Below are 13549 nucleotides of genomic sequence, written 5' to 3' on the forward strand. Positions count from 1 at the left end.
TGGAATAAGGTGAAGCGCACCACGCGATAGACGCGTGGCCCTTTGGCCGGAATCGCGAACTTGGATCTTGGGGAATGGATGCGACATCAGGGGTGATGAGTACGACGGGGCGACTGGCCGTCACTGCCCCTCAGCGTGCCTCCGTCCATAATGTCATGCCCGCCGTGCGCCAAAATGACGAGACCGGCCAGAGGCAAAAATCAGCATTTCCATCCGCAGACACACAAGGGAGACTCTCATGTTGCTATGGATAGCCATCATTATTGCTGTTCTCTGGCTCCTCGGATTGCTTGGCGGCATCGGCGGCGGGCTCATTCACCTGCTGCTGGTTATTGCAGTGGTAGTTCTGGTCTTCCACTTCATCCGCGGCAGGGCCCGCACTTAGATAAGCCGAACAGCGGTTGGCGGCGACTGGCGGGTGTCAACGAACGATGGTCACCAAGAAGATCAGGGCGAAGATATCGGCCACCAGCATCGCCGCCCCGGGGTTGCCGAGGTTCAGAGTCCATCCAATGCCGAACCGGCGCGGCACAAGCAGTGCACGGCCTAGTGTTTCCCAACGGTCTCGCCCTCCGGCCCGGCACCAGCGGCTCGGGTTCGATAGGGCAACTGGCTGCCGTCGCGTTTGCCGCCCAGGAACAGCACGAGCGTCCGGGCGTTCGCGGCGGGGGTCGCGACGGGTCATGTCGAAGGCAGGTTACGTGAGGCATCAGGCTAGCGCAGGGGTCCAGGGCCTGCCTTTCCCGCCGGGAATGGCTGCATCCGGGCCGGGCCGGTACAACTAAGTTATGACGACCTCTCCCCTGGTGCTCGGCCCGATGATCCGGTACGTGGATGAGACCTCGGCGAGCGTGTGGGTGGAGACCCCGGCCGATGCCCGCGTCTCCATCCGTGCCGGCGGCAGGGACTGGGCGGCCAGGACGTTCGCGGTCCACGGCCACCACTACGCGCTGGTGGAGTTGGACGGCCTGCAACCTGGAACGGTCACGCCCTACACCCTTGACGTCAACGGAACACGGGTCTGGCCCGACCCTTCGTCCGGGTTCCCGCCGTCGATGATCGCGACACTGAAGCCCGGCAGGCCACTGCGGATGGCCTACGGCTCCTGCCGGACCAGTGTGCCGCACGATGAGTCCGGCAACCGGACCCACGGCGTCGACTCGCTGCGCGCCTTCGCTCTGGGGATGGCGGCCGGCCGTGAACTGCCGCGGCCGGATCTGTTGGCCTTCATCGGGGACCAGGTGTACGCCGACCTAACCAGCGCGCAGATGCAGGAGTTCATCCGAGCACGGCGGGACATCAAGGCACCACCCGGCGAGGAGCTAAAGGACTACGAGGAATACGCCCATCTGTACTATCTGGCCTGGTCAGACCCCGCGAACCGGTGGCTGCTCTCCACCCTGCCCACCGCCATGGTCTTCGATGACCATGACATCCGCGACGACTGGAATACCTCGCTGAGCTGGAAGAAGAAAATGGAAGCCACCTCCTGGTGGCATGGGCGGATTGTTGCGGGGCTGGCCTCGTACTGGGTGTATCAGCATCTGGGGAACATGTCACCGCAGGATCGGGCGAAGGATGCCCTCTGGCAGCAGATCGCCCGGCACACGGGCGAGGACGAAATCGACGTCGGCCCGCAGTTGGACAGTTTCGCGGACCGGGCTGATCGGGACCCGAGATCCTACCGGTGGAGCTACTGCCGGGATTTCGGGGACACGCGGCTGATAGTTGTGGACTCCCGTGCTGCCCGGGACTTGACGCCGGACGATCGCGCCCTGGTCGACAAGGCCGAAATGGCGTGGCTCGACGACCGGATGCGCGGCGGTTTCCGCCACCTGCTCGTGGCGACTTCGCTTCCTTTCCTGCTGCCGATGGGCCTGCACTACGTCGAGTCCTGGAATGAGGCCGTTTCCCAAGGCGCGTGGGGAAAACGTGCCGCCCGCGCCGGCGAGAGTCTGCGCCAGGCGCTGGACCTTGAACACTGGGGTGCCTTCCAGAACAGCTTCCGGGAGGTTGCGGCCATGGTGACCGAGGTTGCCGACGGCAAACGCGGCGCGGCACCGGAAACTATCGCCTTTCTCTCAGGGGACGTCCACTACTCCTACGCTTCGGAGGTGCAGCGTGCCTCGGGCAGCCGGATAGTGCAGGCCGTCTCCTCCCCCATCCGCAACCCGCTGCCCCGGCTGATGCGGTCCTTTGCGGCCATCATGTCCTACGGGCTGGCCGCCCCGGTCGGCGTCCTGGTGGCGCGCTCGGCCAAGGTCCCGGACCCGCCCTTCCGCTGGGCCGGGATCAGAGGCCCCTGGTTCGACAACAACCTGGCCTTCCTCGAGGTAGCACCGGAAGGGCTGAAACTATGGTGGCAGACCGGCGTCGTGGACGCCGGCGACCACATGCACCCCCGGCTGGAACGCATCGCCTCCGTCACAGTGGCGCCGCGGAGCCCCGCCACGAGTTCCCGGCCCGGCATGGAGTCGCCGTTCCCGCCAGAACCGGGGAAGCACACGACCGATACCAGGACCGCACGGTGGCGACACCGGAGGAAAGGCCGGCCATAGGCCGATCGCAAACCGCCGCCGAAACACGCGCTTTCGTGTCGCCGGAGATGAACCAAACAGCGTCCGAGTACCCGCCTCCTATTGAGTGTTCAGATAGCGCCATTCCTCCCTGTCGGGCTGCTTCCCGGGGTCTGTCGGGACGGCCACGAATGGATTTAGACTGGAGCATTCCGCGACGCTGAGCGGGCAACAGGAGATCAAGTTCATGTCGGGAGGGGCTGGCCATGAGCGATGCCTCGCAGAAGGCTAATCGAGCGGTGTCCGAAGCGGCGTCGGCGAGCCGGGGCCCCGCCTTGCGAGTTCTGGCTCGTGCCGGATTCGTCTTCATCGGCCTCCTCCACATCTTGATCGGATTCATTGCCCTCCAGATCGATAGGGGTCAGGGCGGTGAGGCCGACCAGTCCGGCGCGATCGGATCGCTCGCCTCGAAACCGGGCGGCCCGCTACTGCTCTGGGCCGGGGTTGTTGGCTGCGCCGCACTGGCCCTATGGATGCTGACTGAGGCCATCTTCGAGGCCCGCTCTGAAGCCGATTCGAAGAAGAAGCTTCAAGGGGCAGGTGTGGCCGTGGTAAAGGCCGTGATATAGGGTTTTGTGGCCTTCACGTTCGCGGCCTTCGCCTCGGGCGGCGGCAAGAACTCCAGCCAGTCGACCAGTGATTTCACCGCGAAGATGATGGGGGCCCCTGGCGGCGTGGTGCTGCTGATCGCGGTCGGTCTGGCGATCATTGCGTCCGGCGCCTACTACGTCTATCGGGGCGTCACACGGAATTTCATGAAGGACCTGCAGGACCCCGGCAGCGCCCGCGCAGCGGTCGAGTGGATCGGGATCGTTGGCTATGCCGCCAAGGGCGTGGTGCTCGTCGTCGTCGGCGTCCTGATCATCGTTGCCGCGGCCACCGCGGATCCATCGAAATCCACCGGCCTGGACGGGGGCCTGAAGACCCTCGGCGTCCAGCCGTACGGGGTGTTCCTTCTCGCCGCTGCCGCGGCAGGGTTGGTGTGCTATGGCGTGTACTCGATGGCCCGCGCACGCTACTGGAGGTTTTGAGTACTACTCAAAGGTGCGACCTAGACCATCGGGGGTCGTCCGTGCACCAGACAAGGCACACCGTGGGCGCGCCGGAAAATAGCCCTTGACTTCGCCGGACCGGGCTTCGAGATCAGCTGCGGTCCATTCTTGTGGCGCCGCTGGGTGGAACGCTCCTGTCCCTGTGGTCCGGCTGGTCCTCGTCTGGGCCGCCGTGCTGTTCCCGCAGTTCCCGTCCGCGGCGGATGTCCTCTTCCTCGCGGGCCTGGAGTTTGTCGCTCTGTTTCGTGTCCCGTGGTGGCAGCTGGATGGTCTCTTCGGCCGCGATGCCGGCCTGGAGCTGGCGGCCGCGTTCCATTTCGGCGTCGAATTCGGCACCGAAGAGCAGCGACATGTTCAGGATCCAGAGCCACAGCAGCGAGATGATGACGCCGCCGATCGCACCGTAGGTCTTCTCGTAGCTGTTGAAGTTGGCCACGTAGAAGGCGAAGGCCAGGGACGCGAGCAGGAAGATCACCAGGGCGATGGTGGATCCCAGGCTCATCCAGCGGAACTTGGGTTGCTGTACGTTCGGGGTGGCGTAGTAGAGGATGGCGATCACCAGGATCACGAGCAGCAGGATCACCGGCCACTTGAGAATGTTCCACGCCGTCAGGACGGCTCCGCCGAGGCCGATGGCGTTGCCGACCGCCTCCGCCACCGGGCCGCTCAGGACCAGCATGGCGCAGAGTACGAGGACGATCAGCACGGTGGCAATCGTGACCAGGAGCATCGTGCCCCGAAGTTTGATGAACGCCCGGCCCTCATCGATTTCGTAGATCCGGTTCATGGCSCGGCCAAACGCCCCGACGTAGCCGGAGGCGGACCASAGGGCGGTGAGGATGCCAAGCACCAGGGTGAATCCGGCAGCGGAGGAGCTGCTGAGCTGCTCGACTGGCTGGCGGATGGCGTCCACAGTGCCACCCGGTGCGAACCCCTGGACGATCTCCAGGAGCGCAGACGTGCTCTTCCCGGCCTGCCCGAAAATGCCCAGCAACGACACGATGGCCAGCAGCGCCGGAAATATGGAGAGGACCGAGTAGTAGGTCAGGGCCGCGGCGAGATCCGGGCACTGGTCCTTGGTGAATTCACGCAGGGTCTTCTTGGCGATGTACTTCCAGGACGGCTTGGTGACGTCGGTGGGGCTGTCCGGTTTGCGGGCGTCGTCCGGCGCCGGCGCCGTGCGGGCCTTGGCGGTGCTGCTCTGGGCTGTTTCGGGGCCGGTCATKGASTCATKTTCTGGATTGGCAGGGTTCKTGGCCACGGAARATCCTTCTTGGGTTAAGCGRSSTRGCCGGCCGCCCAGCGCWYGAGCGAGGGCTGCCGGCCGTTGTCCGATGCGGMTTAGGCCYGCTGAACGTTGTCCTTGGCCTCGGCGGCCCGGTCTTGGACGTCTGCCACAGCGGTTTGGCCTTCTGCCTTGAGGTGMTCGGYGGCGTCGACGGCGGTTGCCTTGACGTTCTCMATGGCTTCCTGGRCGGGCKCYTTGAGKCCCTCGGCCACATGCTTTGCSGCGTCCGTCAGTTCCGTCGTGAGCGGCTCGGCAGCGGTCTTCAGCGCGTCGGCGGCTTCCCGYTCCTTCTGRCTGGCAGGGAGCAGGGAGGAGASCAGCAGGCCGGCGCCGAAGGCGATCAGCCCGGCAGCGAGSGGGTTTCCYTGGGTTTTKRTCTTCAGCTGTGCCGGCGCGGYGGCGACGGYGGATCCCGCGTCRCTGACATGMGCTCCGGCGTGTCCTGCGGCGGAGTGAACGTTGTCGGCGGTGTCCTCGGCGGCTCCCATGACCTTTTCCTTCACTCCGAAGACGGCGTCCTTGACCTTGTCGGTTTGCCGYTGGACGATGTGCGACGGCGTGACYTTGTCGGCGACGGCGTCCACGTTGGTGCCCAGGCGGGCGCGGGTKGCTTCAATATCTGCTCGGATGACATCCGGGTTTTCACTCATCGTGTTTCCTCGCTGGATTTAGRTGTTGGGTTTAAGCGTGGGTGGGATTTCCTGCAGGGTCTSGGCGGTCTGCGGCATGCCCTTGATSGYGTTGAGTTCCTTGCGGCCSCTGGTTGCSAGGACGGCGCCGGCGATTGCCCAGATGACGGCGACAAYAACGCCCGACCAKCCMAGCCCCATCAGTGTTCCCAGCGCCCACCAGAGCGCCAGTGACAGAAAGAGGAGCGCRAAGTGGCCCGCGACGCCGGCTCCGGCCAGCATTCCGGCGCCCTTTCCGGCACGGGTGGCGGACTGYTTGAGTTCGACCTTGGCAAGTTCCACTTCCTGCCGCATCAGGGTGGASATGTCCCGYGTAACCTCACCCAGGAGATCACCCAGGGTCGAGKTTTCGGCCTTGGCGTGGGCGGSGGTGGGAGGCGTTTCGCTGCTCATCGATGGCCCCCGTCAAACGGGTCCCCGCGCAGCGGATCGGCCGTCCGCAGGGGCTCACCGACRCCGGGATCCGCGGCCCGGCGTCCCATCCCGCCGTCCCTGATCGAGTCCGGGGCGCCCACGGTTCCCAACTCGGAGTCCARSGGATTCGGCGGATAGGTGTCCGCAWAGCCYGCCGTCSTCGTTTGYGGTGCCGGCATCTGTACCGGTGGAGGCGGGACAGCTACCCCGGTGTCGGGGATCCGGCTRACGGCCGGCRTRCCCGCRGCCGGGGTGCCCGTGGCGTCGGGGGCMCCGGCACTGAGGCTGCGGCTGAGCCTGCCGGCCAGCACACCGGCTCCGGCSGCGAGCAGGAGGAAGGTGCCGGGCCGTTGRCGGGCAAAGGACTTTACCTCCGTCAACARSGAACCCGGATCCCGGCCATCGAGCCAGGACGCGACAGCGGAGGAACGTTCGGCGGCCTGGCGGACGAGGTCCGTGGCCACKCCCGGCTGCTCGGAGGCGGCCGCCATGGACTGCAGTTCGCCGGCGACGGAGCGCAGKCCTTCTGCGACCTTCTGCTGCTGCGTWCCTGCCTGCTCGGTCAGATCCGACTTGGCCTGGTGCAGCAGGTCCCGGGCATTGGTCTTGACCTCGGTGGCCACGTTGGCTGCCTCCGTCTTGGCCGTCTCGGCGACGTTCTGGGCCGCGTCCGTGGCCTCGTGCTTTACCTCTATGGCTTCATCCTTCGCAATCTCCCGCTTGAACGACGGGTTTTCCGCGTCGGCGGGGCGCGCCGTTCCGACGGCGTACTCATCCGTCGAGGCCCGGGGGGCTGCCTGGTTCCATGGGTTCTGGGTCATCGTTGCTCTCTTTCAGAAAGGGTCCGCGGGATCGTGACTGCGGTGCCGGATGAAATTAGTAAGCACGGTTACTAAATCGATAGTAAGCACACTTCCCATCCATGCCAAGGCCTTTTCGCGAAATTAGTAAGCATGCTTGCCAAAGTGATGGGTGGAGGTAGGGTGGAGCTCTCAGAGGCGGCGTATTGTTGCGCCATCCTGACCGCGTGACCCTCAGTGCCCACAGTGCCCACAGCAGGAAGGCTCTCCACGTGATCCTCCCCCGTGAGCCCCACGCCCGGGACGGCTACCGGCTCCTGACGGCGGCGGCCCGCATTGTCCAGCGGCTTCACGACGAGGCGCTTGCCCCGCTGGGACTGACCCGCGCAGCCGTCATCGCCCTCGAAGCCGCCGCGCCGGGCCCCATGAACCAGGAACAGCTTGCCGCCAAGGTTCATGTCCAGAGCCAGACACTCGGCCGCGTCCTCACTCGACTCGAGGCGGCAGGACTGGTCACCAGGACCCGGAACCCGGCCGACCGAAGGCAATTCCAGGTCGAGATCACCCSGGCCGGCARTGSYGCCCTGCAGGCSGCCCGCCGKGCCGAGMGTGSRGCCGTKCCCGCMGACTTCGACGGRTGGGAAACCCTSTCRGAACARCTCRCCCGGTTTGTAGACTTCTTCCGAACCCGACAMCAGGCTWCTCCCGGCTCCGRCCCCCTCCGGCAGTCAAAGCCGCCCTCCGCCTGGCAGGAACCATGACCAGCATGTCGAACGAGAACRTATCAGGGGCGAGGAGGTTGGAGTGGTCTCATATTTGGCATYKGCRGATTCRCTGGACAATGGWKATCGCGYTCTGACGGTGGWTGCCGGGTATCTTCYGRACCTCGGGCCCGAAGAATCCGTGATGGTGYGGGATGGTGCGGGTACGGCGTTCGCGGGCGCTCTCAACCTAAGGTGGGRTAACAGTGGYATCAGGSTCAARWTCCGGAAMSAAACGCGGYGTCCTRTTCGATGTCGATGGGACCTTGATTGACTCCAGCTATTTCCACGCYCTTGCGTGGTGGCAKGCGTTCCGGCGGGAGGGTCTGGACATCCAGGTCTCCGCCATCCACCGCTGCGTCGGCATGGGCGGCGACAAACTCATCGAACATCTGGTTCCCGAGTKSACCAGGGACATGCAGGAAGACCTGAAATCCGCGCACGGTGCCGTGTTCTCCACGTTCTGGCCTTCGCTGCGGCCCTTCGACTGTGCCCGGGACCTCCTGGCCGCCTGCTCTGACGCCGGGCTGGCTGTCGGCTTGGCATCATCAGCGCAGGAGCGGGACCTGGACGTCGCCCGGCGCCTCTTGGACGCCGGCAAGTCCATCGACGCCTGGACCAGCTCCCATGACGCCGACGAGAGCAAGCCCTCCCCCGACATTCTCCTTGCGTGCTTGGAAAAGCTTGCCCTCAGCCCGTCGGACGTTGTCTTTGTTGGCGATGCCGTCTGGGACGTGAAGGCCGCCGCGGCAATCGGAATTCCCTGTATTGCCCTGACCTGCGGCGGAATCAGCGAAGGTGAACTGCGGGATGCCGGTGCCGCGGAGGTGTACGACAATCCGCGGCACCTGTTGGAACGCCTTGAGGGCAGCGCCATCGGAAAGCTGAGCGCCTGAGACATGGGCACCTAATCGCAGGGGGCCAAGAGCCGYTCCCACCGGCYTTCTTGTTCCACCCCCCACGAACTGTGCGATGACAATGATCCGGGCAGCTCGACCCCCCACCACCTTCTCACCGGTCCAAAACCGAACTCACCCTKGCACTCCGTGGCTTGTTCGCGTCGATGTGGCRACACACSAGCAGGGACGGCTCCGGGTCGTTCAGCCGGCATWTTGTCCGGTTGCCCTTGCGCCTTSCGGACYGCTGCCGGGCTAGSGGGYYKGATGGGCGTCGACTGCTCGGCCGTKCCACGAGTCGTCGCTCCAGATCCCGCTACACAGTTCGCGGCGATGGCAAAGGCAACCCACCGGTCCAGGTAACAACAACAGGGCTGACGCACACAGCGGGGGGCGCCCGGTTGCTCGGGGCATCGGGCTCTCGGTCCGGCGGCTACATCCCGTTCGCCGCGAGCGTCGCCGCTTTCCTGGTGCCCCGGCCTTCGACTTCATCCGAATGGCAGCCGTCTCCCAGACCAGCATTCGGCTCGTCGGCATGCACGCCGGAGTCGAAATCGGCCAGGACGGCCCGCCGCAAACGGCGCTGGAGGACTTCGCCGCCATGCGGGCCGCGCCATTGATTGACTGCCGTGCCTTTGAACCACCGCCCCGTCAAGATGCTAAGTATGCTTAGAATGAAACGGCCGGACGGTCCTGTCCTGCTTGCCTGCACTGGAGTAAGTAATGAAAGCTTCACCGACCCTTGCCAGCAATCTTCAGAAGGTCCTCACGGACCTGATCGAGCTGCACCTGCAGGGCAAGCAGGCACACTGGAACATCGTGGGTACCAACTTCCGCGATCTCCACCTGCAGTTGGACGAAGTTATCACCAACGTCCGGCTGTTCGCGGACGAAACCGCCGAGCGTATGCGCGCCCTGCACGCCCTTCCGGATGGCCGAAGCGCCACGGTCTCCGCGCAGACCAGGCTAGGGCAGTTCCCCGACGGAATCATCTCCACCAAGGACGCCGTCAAGCTGATTACCGCGCGGCTGGAGCGCACCGTTAAGACAATGCGTGAGGTCCATGACGAGGTGGACGAAGAAGATCCCACCAGCGCTGACCTGCTCCACGCCGGCATTTCCCGCCTGGAACAGCTGACCTGGATGGTGAACGCCGAAACCATGACCGCATCAGCCGCTGTCACCGCGCCCGAACACGGCTGACGGCCAGAACGGCAGACGGAATGGATCCCCGCCCGCGGCCGGTGCAGATCAGTTCGGCGCCCGGCCGGCTTGAAGCAACARTCCCGCAACTTGAATCGGTGCGCGACGCCGTCGGARATATCCCGGCGCTGCTGGCTCTGGCACAGAATATCGGGCAGAACGCTCCGCGGCCCGGCGAYGGCGACACCGCCCACCTGTGGGAACTGCTGGCGTCCGTGACAGCGGTGGATGTGGCTGCCGGACGGGTGCTCGAACCGCACCTTGACGCCATCGCCATCCTCGCACAGGCACGTTCCGGCGCCGGCACTCGGGCCACGACCGGCTCCTGGTCGGAGSYGCCYGGCCCMGCCCCCGACGCGGCGGACGGAGCCTGGGGGGTGTTCGCCGCCGAAGGTGCCGGTCTGCGGCTCAACGCGACGCCGGACGGCSCCGGCCGTTAYGTCCTGAACGGATCCAAGCCGTGGTGTTCGCTTGCYGCGCAGCTGGACGGGGCTGTCCTGACTGCACGCCTTGGTGCGGGAAACACCGAGAACCCCGGGACAGGCGCCCGGGCGGCCTTCGCCGTCAATCTCCGTGACCCAGGGGTTTCCTGCGAAACACCGCCGTGGTCCAGCCGCGGCCTGCGGGAAATCCCCAGCGGGACCGTGCACTTTGAGGRTGTCCGTGCCGTGYCGGTGGGAGGTCCGGGCTGGTACTTCGAACGRCCSGGCTTCGCCTGGGGCGGCATGGGCGTGGCGGCCTGTTGGCTGGGCGGGGCCGTTGCCGTGGCACGTGACTTTAGCTCCGCACTGAAAAAGGCCGCTGAGGGCGGGCGTGAACCGGATCAGATTGCCCTGGCTCACCTTGGCGAAACGGACCGGATCATCGCATCCCTGACGGGCTATTTCGCGCGGACAGCGGAGCGGATTGACGGCGGGGACCTGTCCGGCTCCGGTGCGTGGAGCGAGGCGCTCCGCGTGCGCGGCGCCGTTGCCGCCGCCGTCGAACGCATCCAGASCATRGTGGCCCAGAATCTGGGGCCGGGCCCCTTGGCCTTYAACGAACCCTACGGAAAACGGATGGCGGACCTGTCGCTCTACATCCGCCAGCACCACGCCATGCGGGACGACGCCCAGCTTGGCGCCCTGACCCTGAAKGGGGACCGCTCATGGTGACCTTCTCGCACGCGGATACCGGCACTGCCGAGACCGAATGGGAGGCCAGCGGGCTGTCCCTCCTTCCGGAGCTTCCGCTCGGTWCGGCCGAGCTGGCAGCCATGACCTTCATAGTGCTGGCGGCACATCCGGATGATGAAACCCTGGGTGCCGGCGGATTGCTCTCCTTGTTGCACGCCGCGGGAGCCGGCATTGAGGTGCTGCTGTGTACCGGAGGGGAAGCATCCCACCCCGAATCGAGAACCACGACGCCGGAGCAGCTCGCCGCCGTGCGGCTCGGTGAATTCGATGCGGCAATACATGAACTGGCACCCGGCTCCCCCTGGCGGTTCCTGCACCTGCCGGACGGCCAGCTTGCCGCACGAAGTGACAGCATCGCTGCAGCGGTCMGGGACTCGATTGCAGCCTCAGGCCGCCCGGCGAACCGCGTGGTCATCGTGGCACCGTACCGCTCCGACGGGCACACAGACCACGACACCCTGGGTTCGGTGGCGGCCGAGGCTGCCGCAGCCGGCGGCCACGGGCTGCTCGAATACCCCGTCTGGTACTGGCTGTGGGCCGTGCCCGAAGACACCGCCTGGCGGTCCTGGGTTCGCGTGCCGCTGACACCCGAGCAGCAGGACGCCAAGGCCTCGGCCATGCGGGCCCATGGCTCGCAGACCAAAGCGCTGTCAGCCCAGCCCGGCGACGAAGTGCTGCTTGCCGGGAGTTTCCTCGAACACTTTTCCCGCCCCTGGGAAACGTTCGCATGGCACGCGCCCGCCGGCGGGAGCAATGGCGCCAATGACGCCGRGCGCRTCTTCGACGCCGTGCACAACCGGAACGGTGACCCGTGGGGCTATGCCACGAGCTGGTACGAAAAGCGAAAACGGGCGCTGACACTCGCCATCCTGCCAGCGGAAACCTACGGCTCCGGGCTGGAAGTTGGGTGTTCCATAGGGACGCTCAGCGCKGACCTTGCCCAGCGCTGCAGGCAATTCCTGGCAGTCGATGCCAGCAGCGCCGCGCTCGCCCAAGCGACGCARCRATTGTCCGGCCACGCCTCCGCGCAAACGCGGCATCTCACGGTTCCGCATGAGTGGCCCAARGGAGCCTTCGACCTGGTCGCAGTCTCCGAGATGGGCTATTACCTGACGCCCGGCGAACTGGCCCGGCTGTTCACCCGCGTGCAAGCCTCCATAAAGCCCGGCGGAACCCTGCTCCTCTGCCACTGGCGGCACCCGGTGGAAGGCTGGGAACTCGACGGGGACACGGTCCATGAACTTGCCCGCCGGCAACTCCGCTGGCCGACCGCGGCCCTCCACCGCGAGAAAGACTTCGTCCTTGAAGTTTTGGTGGCCCCGGAAAAAGTCCCGGCCGCAGCCCAGCAACCCGCAGAAATCCGYGAGCGGGCGTGGGTCCGGGAACCGGACCGCGGATCCGGAAGCCCGCTGGCATGACCGAACCTGCGCCGGACCGCTCGGAAGGAGATTCCCTTCCGTCGCGGCCAAGAGTCGGCCGGGTGGCGGTGGTCATGCCGGCCCACAACGAAGACCGGCACCTCCACCGTGCGCTGACCGCCCTACGCGCGGCCGCCGACGCAWTGGAACGGTGCCATCCCGAGGTGACGACCTCCATCACGGTGGTGCTGGACAGCTGCACGGATCAATCGGCAGAAATCACGGCCCGGCATGTCTCTGCCGACCCACGACTGTCGGCGGTAGAAGTCCGGCTGCGCAGCATCGGCGCCAGCCGGGCGGCCGGGGTCAATGCCGCCCTGACCCCTCCCAACCTCACCAACGGCCGCATCTGGTTGGCCAATACCGATGCCGACTCCGCCGTTCCAGAGCACTGGCTGGTGCGTCAGGTTGAACTGGCCGACGCCGGAACGGACGTCATTCTGGGTTCCGTGGAACCGGACCCCGCCGGAATGGACCCGCTGATCCTGCGCCGCTGGCTGGCGCGGCACCCGTTCCGCGAGGACCACCCCCACATTTACGGCGCCAACTTTGGCGTCCGSGCGTCCGCCTACTTCGCCGTCGGCGGGTTTCCTCGGCTCCACGCACACGAGGACCGGACCCTCGCGGAACGCCTGCGACTCCACGACTTTGCCGTGACAGCTACGGACTCTGTCCGGGTCCTGACGTCCGGTCGGACGCACGCCCGCGCACCACAAGGGTTCGGAACCTACCTGCGGGCCCTCGGAAGGGAAMTGCCCGCCGCAGCCGGCCTGCTGGAAGCCAAAGACCTTTGACGACGTCGGCCCCGTTGCCTTCTTGAGCCGGAACGCGCAGACCGACACGCCCGCACGATCTACTGCCGCACTGCGCAACGGATCGGCCCCCGGATGGACCGTGGCGTTCTACTCGCTGGGAGAAGTGTCTGTTGTCAGGCCCCGCGTATCCGGGAATTCGCTGTCTCGGTCCCCGGCCGGGCCGGGGGCTCTGGTCACATCGTCTGGCGCACCCGAGCCATCCGACGCCCCTGGCACCTCCGTGAGTATGTCAACTATCTTTGGCCCCGGTGGGACGGTTATTTCTGGCCCCGCTTCATCGGCTTAGCTCGCTGATTGTGGGTTAAGCGTGCGCAGAGGCGGGCGCGGCCCTCACGACTTGAGCGTCTGGGGGTTAAATACTGGGACATCCCCTATGTCGACATTTAGGATGCAGGCATGTTCACCTGCAATTTGACCGTCGTCCGTCAGAGTGGCATGGATCTCACGGTCCAGACTTTGGAG

General features: G+C 65.9%; 16 protein-coding genes. 11 read left to right on the forward strand and 5 right to left on the reverse strand.

Annotated features, from left to right (window positions below; all coding sequences use genetic code 11):
• Positions 1–238 precede the first annotated feature (238 nt).
• Positions 239–385 carry a lmo0937 family membrane protein gene (locus AC1DEY_RS18190; RefSeq protein ID WP_476869190.1) on the forward strand — a complete coding sequence of 49 codons (147 nt, stop codon included), beginning with the start codon at positions 239–241 and terminating at the stop codon, positions 383–385.
• A 36-nt stretch (positions 386–421) separates the two neighbouring features.
• Here AC1DEY_RS18190 and AC1DEY_RS18195 read toward each other — a convergent pair whose 3' ends face one another.
• Positions 422–685, reverse strand: a complete 264-nt coding sequence (locus tag AC1DEY_RS18195) for a DUF5808 domain-containing protein (protein ID WP_476869191.1) — start codon at positions 683–685, stop codon at positions 422–424.
• A gap of 103 nt (positions 686–788) precedes the next feature.
• On the opposite strand from AC1DEY_RS18195, the gene AC1DEY_RS18200 reads away from it, so the two are divergent.
• The 3 genes from AC1DEY_RS18200 to AC1DEY_RS18210 all read left to right on the forward strand — a co-directional run bounded on the left by AC1DEY_RS18200 (position 789) and on the right by AC1DEY_RS18210 (position 3607).
• A complete protein-coding gene (locus tag AC1DEY_RS18200) occupies positions 789–2558 on the forward strand; it encodes an alkaline phosphatase D family protein (protein ID WP_476869192.1) in 1770 nt (589 codons plus the stop codon).
• Between the two features lie 224 nt (positions 2559–2782).
• The gene (locus tag AC1DEY_RS18205; RefSeq protein ID WP_476869193.1) at positions 2783–3145 is read left to right on the forward strand and encodes a DUF1206 domain-containing protein; all 363 of its coding nucleotides are present in this window, start codon (positions 2783–2785) and stop codon (positions 3143–3145) included.
• 6 nt (positions 3146–3151) lie between these two features.
• Positions 3152–3607, forward strand: a complete 456-nt coding sequence (locus AC1DEY_RS18210; protein WP_476869194.1) for a DUF1206 domain-containing protein — start codon at positions 3152–3154, stop codon at positions 3605–3607.
• 112 nt (positions 3608–3719) lie between these two features.
• Here the strand turns inward: AC1DEY_RS18210 and AC1DEY_RS18215 are convergent, their stop codons facing one another.
• The 4 genes from AC1DEY_RS18215 to AC1DEY_RS18230 all read right to left on the reverse strand — a co-directional run bounded on the left by AC1DEY_RS18215 (position 3720) and on the right by AC1DEY_RS18230 (position 6840).
• Positions 3720–4853, reverse strand: coding sequence for a YihY/virulence factor BrkB family protein (locus AC1DEY_RS18215; RefSeq protein ID WP_476869195.1), 1134 nt, complete (start codon positions 4851–4853; stop codon positions 3720–3722).
• Between the two features lie 116 nt (positions 4854–4969).
• A complete protein-coding gene (locus tag AC1DEY_RS18220) occupies positions 4970–5566 on the reverse strand; it encodes a DUF3618 domain-containing protein (RefSeq protein WP_476869196.1) in 597 nt (198 codons plus the stop codon).
• Between the two features lie 18 nt (positions 5567–5584).
• On the reverse strand, positions 5585–5998 hold the full coding sequence (locus AC1DEY_RS18225; protein WP_476869197.1) for a phage holin family protein: 414 nt from the start codon (positions 5996–5998) through the stop codon (positions 5585–5587).
• Positions 5995–6840, reverse strand: a complete 846-nt coding sequence (locus AC1DEY_RS18230; RefSeq protein WP_476869198.1) for a hypothetical protein — start codon at positions 6838–6840, stop codon at positions 5995–5997. The genes AC1DEY_RS18225 and AC1DEY_RS18230 overlap by 4 nt, the downstream gene beginning before the upstream one ends.
• A gap of 404 nt (positions 6841–7244) precedes the next feature.
• Between AC1DEY_RS18230 and AC1DEY_RS18235 the strand changes: the two genes are divergently transcribed.
• From AC1DEY_RS18235 to AC1DEY_RS18265, 7 genes are all read left to right on the forward strand, one after another.
• Entirely contained in the window at positions 7245–7580 is a 336-nt protein-coding gene (locus AC1DEY_RS18235; RefSeq protein ID WP_476869205.1) for a MarR family transcriptional regulator, read from the forward strand.
• A gap of 266 nt (positions 7581–7846) precedes the next feature.
• A complete protein-coding gene (locus tag AC1DEY_RS18240; RefSeq protein ID WP_476869199.1) occupies positions 7847–8476 on the forward strand; it encodes an HAD family hydrolase in 630 nt (209 codons plus the stop codon).
• A 535-nt stretch (positions 8477–9011) separates the two neighbouring features.
• Entirely contained in the window at positions 9012–9149 is a 138-nt protein-coding gene (locus AC1DEY_RS18245) for a hypothetical protein (protein ID WP_476869206.1), read from the forward strand.
• Positions 9150–9199: 50 nt separating this feature from the next.
• Entirely contained in the window at positions 9200–9679 is a 480-nt protein-coding gene (locus AC1DEY_RS18250; RefSeq protein ID WP_476869200.1) for a Dps family protein, read from the forward strand.
• A gap of 20 nt (positions 9680–9699) precedes the next feature.
• The gene (locus AC1DEY_RS18255) at positions 9700–10833 is read left to right on the forward strand and encodes an acyl-CoA dehydrogenase family protein (RefSeq protein WP_476869201.1); all 1134 of its coding nucleotides are present in this window, start codon (positions 9700–9702) and stop codon (positions 10831–10833) included.
• Positions 10827–12272 carry a PIG-L family deacetylase gene (locus tag AC1DEY_RS18260; protein ID WP_476869202.1) on the forward strand — a complete coding sequence of 482 codons (1446 nt, stop codon included), beginning with the start codon at positions 10827–10829 and terminating at the stop codon, positions 12270–12272. Before AC1DEY_RS18255 ends, AC1DEY_RS18260 begins: the two co-directional genes overlap by 7 nt.
• Positions 12269–13066 carry a glycosyltransferase family 2 protein gene (locus AC1DEY_RS18265; protein WP_476869203.1) on the forward strand — a complete coding sequence of 266 codons (798 nt, stop codon included), beginning with the start codon at positions 12269–12271 and terminating at the stop codon, positions 13064–13066. The genes AC1DEY_RS18260 and AC1DEY_RS18265 overlap by 4 nt, the downstream gene beginning before the upstream one ends.
• The last annotated feature ends 483 nt before the right edge of the window (positions 13067–13549 follow it).

Source organism: Arthrobacter sp. 05T47 (assembly GCF_056395825.1).

Bases quoted from the DNA above. Each gene is read 5' to 3' on its own strand.
- AC1DEY_RS18250 (WP_476869200.1), top strand. From the start codon at position 9,200: ATGAAAGCTTCACCGACCCTTGCCAGCAATCTTCAGAAGGTCCTCACG.
- AC1DEY_RS18195 (WP_476869191.1), bottom strand. From the start codon at position 685: ATGACCCGTCGCGACCCCCGCCGCGAACGCCCGGACGCTCGTGCTGTT.
- AC1DEY_RS18205 (WP_476869193.1), top strand. From the start codon at position 2,783: ATGAGCGATGCCTCGCAGAAGGCTAATCGAGCGGTGTCCGAAGCGGCG.
- AC1DEY_RS18200 (WP_476869192.1), top strand. From the start codon at position 789: ATGACGACCTCTCCCCTGGTGCTCGGCCCGATGATCCGGTACGTGGAT.
- AC1DEY_RS18190 (WP_476869190.1), top strand. From the start codon at position 239: ATGTTGCTATGGATAGCCATCATTATTGCTGTTCTCTGGCTCCTCGGA.
- AC1DEY_RS18245 (WP_476869206.1), top strand. From the start codon at position 9,012: ATGCACGCCGGAGTCGAAATCGGCCAGGACGGCCCGCCGCAAACGGCG.